Origin of the sequence: Bradyrhizobium sp., assembly GCF_049512235.1 — a bacterium.
Taxonomy (GTDB): Bacteria; Pseudomonadota; Alphaproteobacteria; order Rhizobiales; family Xanthobacteraceae; genus Bradyrhizobium.
Genome location: NZ_JBEKXH010000361.1, coordinates 1 through 6,569 on the forward strand (window position 1 = coordinate 1; position 6,569 = coordinate 6,569).

Genomic DNA, 6,569 nt, shown 5'->3' on the forward strand with positions numbered 1-6,569 from the left:
TGCGATACCCGCGCCATGCTCGCGGTCGCATCCTTGACGCCGGCGATGTTCTTCAGTTCGAACAGCCGCGCCATGGTGTCCACGCTCATGTCGATCACCGACCGCGGCGGAATATTGTAGATGATGATCGGGATTCCGATCGCATCGTTGATCGCCTTGAAGTGCTGGTACATGCCTTCCTGAGTCGGCTTGTTGTAGTACGGCGTCACCACCAGCACCGCGTTGGCGCCGGCGCGTTCGGCGTGCTCGGCAAGCTCGATGGCCTCGCGGGTCGAGTTGGAGCCGGCGCCCGCGATTACGGGTACCCGGCCGTTGGTCTCGCCGACGCACCACTGCACGACGCGCTTGTGCTCGTCGTGGCTCACCGTCGGGCTTTCGCCGGTCGTGCCGACCGGCACCAGGCCGTTGGTACCCTCGGCGATCTGCCAGTTCACCAGCGCGCGGAAGGCCGCTTCATCCAGTCCGCCGTTTTTGAATGGCGTCACCAGGGCGGTGAATGATCCCCGGAAACTCGTCTTGGCTGCCATGGACTTCCTCCGAACGCGCGTGGGCCGTTTTACCGTTGCTTAACCGATAATTCATATCGGGTCTGACGATCAGGCGAAAGAGCCGCCCAGAGCGTGTATCGGCCGCGATTTTGCCGCGGTGCTGGCGCAAGAGATCATCGGTTCCCGGCGTATTTGGGATTTTTTCCACATATTCAATCATCTAGAGCTAACGGCTCGGGGATTGAGTGATTCGCCGTGAAGGACTGAAGTGACCCGCTACGTCCACGCTGCTGCATTGCGATCGACGATCCTGGCGACAGGCTTGGCGCTGGCCATGGGCCTGTCGGCTTTGGCTGCGGAGGCCAAGCCGAAAGTTCCATTGCCGAAGCCGCGGCCGATCGCCCGCAACTTGGTGCCCAAGACCTTGGTGTCCAAGAGCTTGGTGTCCAAGAGCTTGGTGTCCAAGAGCTTGGTGTCCAAGAGCTTGGTGTCCGGGATCGTGCCCGCGACCAGCGCGGGCAAAGTTACCCCGGCGCTCTCAACGGCTGCGGCCGCGGCACCGGTCGCCACGCCTGCGGCGCGCAAGCACGCGGCCTTGCCGCCTCCGCCTGCGCGCAAACCGCCGGCGGCGGCGCTCGCCGCCACCTCGTCGACCTCGCAAGCCGATACCGCGGCGCTGGAAAACATCATCGAACTGGTTCGCGCTCACAAGCCCGGCGATGCCACCGAGGCCGAGGCGGCCGTAGCGGATCCGGTCGCGAAGAAACTCGCGGAATGGATCATCCTGCGCAGCGACGACAATGGCGCCTCGGTCGAGCGCTATCGCGCCTTCCTATCAGCCAATCCGAGCTGGCCCTCGCAGAGCTTCCTGCGCCGGCGCCTGGAGGCCGCGCTGTGGGATGATCATCGCGACGATGCCACGGTGTGGGCGTGGTTCGAAGAGGAATCGCCGAGTTCAGCCAAGGGCAAACTTTCGCTGGCGCGGGCGATGCTCGGGCGCGGCGACCGCGCCAATGCGGAGCGCCTGGTGCGCGATGCCTGGCGCAACGACGTGATGTCCGAGGACACCGAGAGCACGGCACTGGATTTGTTCGGCGCGTTGCTGACCCCCGGCGATCAGAAGGCGCGGATGGATCTGTTGCTTTACGGCAGCGAGCACGAAGCCGCGTTGCGTGCGGCCAAACGGCTGGGCGCCGATGAGGTCGCGCTGGCAAAGGCGCGCATCGCGGGCTATCGCAAGGCCTCCAACGCCAGGGCTCTGCTTGACGCGGTTCCGCACGAACTGCACGGCGATCCCGGCTACATCTTCAGCAGGATCCAGCTGCTGCGCCGCGAAGAGAAATTCGCCGAAGCCGCCCAACTCATGCTCAGCGCGCCCAGGGATCCCGACCGCCTGTATAATGTGGACGAATGGTGGATCGAACGGCGATTGCTGTCGCGCAAGATGATCGACCTCGGCGAGCACCGCACCGCCTATCTGATCGCGCGTGACGCCGCACTTCCCGCCCGCGACATCTACAAGACCGAGCAGGAGTTCACCGCGGGCTGGATCGCGCTGCGCTTTCTGCGCGACCCGGCCGCCGCCGCGCAGCATTTCGCCCGCATCGGCGTCGGCAGCGTCAACCCGACCACGCTGGCGCGCGCCGGCTATTGGCAGGGCCGTGCCGCCGAAGCGATCGGCCGCTCCGGGGAGGCGCGCGCCGCCTACACGGCGGCGGCGGCGCATTCGACCAGCTACTACGGCCAGCTGGCACGCGCGAAACTCGGCCTGCCCCAGATCGAACTAAATGCCCCTCCCGCCGGCCGCACCCGCGGCATCGAAAGGCTGGAGATCGTCCGCGCGGTGCAGTTGCTGTACGAGCTGGACGAGCGCGAAATCGCGGTCCCGATCTTCGCCGATCTGGGCGAAAACGGCGATCCCGACGCGCTGGCCGGACTCGGCGAGCTTGCCTCGCGCTACGGCGACGCCCGCAGCATGCTGCTGGTCGGCAAGGCCGCGCTCAATCGCGGGCTGCCGTTCGATTTCTATGCCTATCCGGTAGTGGGCATCCCGCCGTTCAAACCGATCGGGCCGGAAGTCGAACAGAGCGTCTTGTTCGCGATCGCGCGGCAGGAAAGCGCCTTCAATCCATCCGTGGTTTCGCCGGCGAATGCCTATGGGCTGATGCAGGTGACGCCGGACGCGGGCAAATACGTCTGCAGGAAATATGGCACGAGCTTCGACCTCGGCCGGATGAAAACGGATCCGGCTTACAACGCGGCGCTTGGCGCCGCCGAACTCGGCGGGCTGATCGAGGATTATCGCGGCTCCTACATCATGACGTTCGCCGCCTACAATGCCGGCCGCGGCAGCGTCAAGAAATGGATCGAGCATTACGGCGATCCGCGCGATCCCAAGGTCGACGCGGTCGACTGGGTCGAGCTCATTCCATTCTCCGAAACCCGCAACTACGTGCAGCGGATCATGGAGAATCTGCAGGTCTATCGCGCCCGCTTCGGCGGCGGAACGCGGCTGCAGATCGAAGCCGATCTGCACCGCGGCGCCAGCGTGGAATAGATTTCCAGGTCATCATCCGGTTATTTCGGGTTTCCCTTCACCTAATCGTTTTTTGCGCTCGCGGGCCCGGATCGGTACCTTCCCTGGGGAAATCCATGCTGCCCGCTCTCCCCAAAACCGTGATTGGCCGAGGTTTTTTTCAGTGGCGCCAACGATCATACGGATTTTGTCGGTGCTCGCCCTGACGATGGCCGGGAGCACGATGCCGGGCCGCGTTCAGGCCGACGAGAGCGGCGCGGCGCCGTCGGCCGCCGGACTTTCGCGCCTGAGCGAGTATTTCGAAAATGAAGTCGCGACCGGAAAACTTCCCGGCGCGATCGTGCTGATCCGGCAGCATGGGATGCCCGTCTATTTCAGATGCTTCGGCGTCCGCGACGTCGCCACCGGGCAGGCGATGACGCCCGACACCCTGTTCGCGCTGCATTCGATGACGAAGCCGATTACGGGTCTGGCGGCGATGATGCTGATCGACGACGGCAAGCTTTCGCTGGCCGACCCGGTATCGAAATACATTCCGGCGTTTGCCGCCGTCAAGGTCGGCGTCGCTTCCGAAACAGCGAACGGTACCCCCGTCCTCAAGCTCGTGCCGCCGGACCGGCCGGTGAACATTGAGGACCTGCTGCGACAAACCTCCGGCATCACCTATGATTATATTGGCGGCGGCCTGGTCAGAAAGGCTTATTCGGATGCCCACATTTTCGAAGGGAATTTTGACAACAGGGAATTTGCCGAACGCATCGCCAGGCTGCCATTGTCCAGGCAGCCCGGCACGCTTTGGCGCTACGGCCACTCCATGGACGTTGTCGGGCGCATCATCGAAATCGTGTCCGGGAAAACCCTTTTTCAGTTTATGCAGGCGCGCATCTTCGAGCCGCTCGGCATGACCAACACCAAATTTGTGCTTGACGGCGCGGCTGAATGGGCACGCATGGCGGAACCGCTGCCGGATGATCCCATTCTGCGGCTCGCCGAAGACGAGCGGCGGGCCCATCCGGAATGGCAATCCGGTGGCGGCGGTCTGGTCTCGACCATTACCGACTATGCGCGATTTGCCGAGATGCTGCGCAACGGCGGGAAACTCGACGGCAAGCAATATCTCAGTCCGACGGCGTTCAAGCAGATGACTTCCGACCATATCGGCCCGGGCTCTGGCGTGGCGCGGGACTACTTCTATTTTCCCGGCGATGGCTTTGGTTATGGCTACGGCATCGCGGTTCGCACCGACCCGGGAAATGCGAAACCTCCGCCGCCCGGCTCGATCGGAGAATTGAAATGGGACAGCGGCAGCGGCACTTATTTCGGCGTCGATCCGAAGCTCGACATGGTTTACGTTCTGATGGAGCAGACCCAGAGGGAACGCGGACGCATCACACCGGCGTTCAAGAAACTGGTTTATGACGCGTTCGAAGAATGAAAGCCGAGGCCTCCGTCTGTCGGGCGCGGGTGAGACCGGCCGTTTTGGCTCGCTGAGAGGCCCCCTCACCCGAGCCTAAGGCTGCGCGGGCAATGACGGTTGAATTCCTTCACCTGGACCGCTGATCCTGACACAATCACCGGCGCCGTCAGGCGTCGGGCACCGATATCCGGCAGTTGGGACAAGACGCGAGGGTTTGAATGATTGCCATCTGGATCCGCCAAGCCGCGCTGGTCGCCATTCTTGTTGGCGCCGCACCGGCAACGACTTGCGCAGACCCGCAGGTCATTCCACATCGCGCCCTGTGGCCGGATCCCATCAACTCCGCCGCAGAGTTCGACCGGGCATCACGCGCCGAGATCCTGGTTTTTGCCCATGCGCTGGCCGAAAGCGAGACGCTGAACGATCAGGCGCTGAAGGATCGGTTGGGGGTCGAGACCATCGACATGACCTCGATCCAGCGTCTGCAGCACAAGCTCTGGAAGATATTGACCGGCAATTACACGATTGCGGCGGCCGGATGCAGCGCCGAGGAAGCATTCTGCCCGACAGCCTCCGAGCCGGACAATATGCGTCACCAGGCCGAGGCCTTCGCCAACGCCAGCGTTCCGCCGAGCTACAGCTCGTGGTTCGACGACGCAACCCGGTTTCATCGCTCGTACCTCAACGAGCTGCTCAGGCTCGCAGCCGTGTTTCCTCGCTTCAACAGCGAGGTCGAGACCTTCAACGATAACGAATTGGCGGGCTGGCAAATGCCCGATCGTCATTTCCTGCTGTCGTTCGACGACGGCCCGACGCGCGGTCCGGGGAGACCGGAGCCAAATGCCGAGGACACCGACCGCGCGCTCGACGTGCTCCGCAACAACAAGGTGAACGCCATATTTTTTGTAATGGGTGAAACGTTTCAGGCGCGATTGAAGGAATCGTCTGTCGAAGCGATGAAAACCCTCTATTCCGGCATGTGCGTCGGCGCCCATGGCTGGGTGCACAAGTCCCATGCGAACTGGCCGCAATGGCAGGATTCGATCACTTCCACCTCCAAGCTCATTCGAGATACCCTGCCGCAATCCTATGTTCCGGCGTTCCGGCCACCCTACGGCCAGCGTCCGCCCGATAGCGGGCCATTTTTCCAGAAGCTTGGCTTGAAGGTTGTGCTTTGGACCATCGAATCACATGATTGGGACAATGCCTTGACGGCGGACGATGTCCAGCAGCGCGTCATGACATTGATGCTGCTTTGGCGCCGGGGCTTTGTTCTCTTTCACGACGTTTTCGAGCGCTCTCGAACGGTGGTGCCGCACCTGATCTCCTGGCTGGCAAACGCCGGCATCGTGTGGACCGATTGTCATGAGATCGACTAGCCTGGCGGCCGCGACCTTGCCGGCGCTTATCCGCTCTATCGATGCTGGCGCGGCTTCCCGGGGTGAGCAATAGGCTTCTCGGAGGCAGCGTAGAATGGATTGGTGTCGCAATAAGCTTCGCGACCCGACGCCGTCGCCTGACATTGCTGATAGGTATCGAAGCTGCAATCGCCCGTGGGAGTTCCGTAGTCGGAACCCTTGATGCAGAACGGGTAATCCCGGGCTTTGACGGCGTCCGGCATCATGCCGGTTGCCGCCACGGCAGCAACCGCCAGGGCTGCCAGGAAAAATTTGCGCATCGCTCATCTCCTCGATCGGCCGCCGCGGAACCAGCGGCGCAAATCCAGAGGTGCTCCGCCGAAGCGACAATGTGTTTACCCGTCACCAGCCACGCAAGCCCTTGCGGCCGACGACCGCCCCCATGTCTGTTGATCCAAAGCCAAAGAAAAACCCCGGCAGTTTCCTGCCGGGGTTCTTTGTCAGGTCGTGAGAGCGGTATTAGAAGTTGCGCTGCGCGCGGAGCAGCATGGTGACGGAATTCTCGCTCTTGAGCTGGTACACAGCTGCCGGCTTGGCAGCTCCGGCAGCGAACGTGCCCGGGCCCGAAATTGTGCCCGAGTTCTTCTGATCCAGCTGCCCCCAGGTGACATCGGCGGTGAAGGCAAAGTTCTTCACCGGGGTCCAGATGGTGTTGAAACCGAGCGCCCCATAGTTGAAGTTGGGGTTGCAGGTACCGGCAAAACCAAGCA

Annotated in this window: 6 protein-coding genes; 3 read left to right on the forward strand and 3 right to left on the reverse strand. The window is 62.7% G+C overall.

Annotated features, from left to right (window positions below; translation table 11 throughout):
- The coding region (gene dapA, locus ABSG20_RS26200; RefSeq protein ID WP_423867390.1) for a 4-hydroxy-tetrahydrodipicolinate synthase at positions 1–527 on the reverse strand (527 nt) is incomplete at its 3' end.
- A 229-nt stretch (positions 528–756) separates the two neighbouring features.
- Between dapA and ABSG20_RS26205 the strand changes: the two genes are divergently transcribed.
- The 3 genes from ABSG20_RS26205 (at position 757) to ABSG20_RS26215 (ending at position 5,820) form a co-directional block, all read left to right on the forward strand.
- Entirely contained in the window at positions 757–3,045 is a 2,289-nt protein-coding gene (locus ABSG20_RS26205; RefSeq protein WP_423867391.1) for a lytic transglycosylase domain-containing protein, read from the forward strand.
- A gap of 187 nt (positions 3,046–3,232) precedes the next feature.
- Positions 3,233–4,459: a serine hydrolase domain-containing protein gene (locus tag ABSG20_RS26210; RefSeq protein WP_423867395.1), complete on the forward strand. Its 1,227-nt coding sequence runs from the start codon at positions 3,233–3,235 to the stop codon at positions 4,457–4,459.
- A 200-nt stretch (positions 4,460–4,659) separates the two neighbouring features.
- Positions 4,660–5,820 carry a polysaccharide deacetylase family protein gene (locus ABSG20_RS26215; protein ID WP_423867392.1) on the forward strand — a complete coding sequence of 387 codons (1,161 nt, stop codon included), beginning with the start codon at positions 4,660–4,662 and terminating at the stop codon, positions 5,818–5,820.
- Between the two features lie 35 nt (positions 5,821–5,855).
- Here ABSG20_RS26215 and ABSG20_RS26220 read toward each other — a convergent pair whose 3' ends face one another.
- Positions 5,856–6,119, reverse strand: coding sequence for a DUF3551 domain-containing protein (locus tag ABSG20_RS26220; protein ID WP_423867393.1), 264 nt, complete (start codon positions 6,117–6,119; stop codon positions 5,856–5,858).
- Between the two features lie 199 nt (positions 6,120–6,318).
- Positions 6,319–6,569 (reverse strand): porin (locus ABSG20_RS26225; RefSeq protein ID WP_423867394.1); only part of this gene is annotated, 251 nt, incomplete at its 5' end.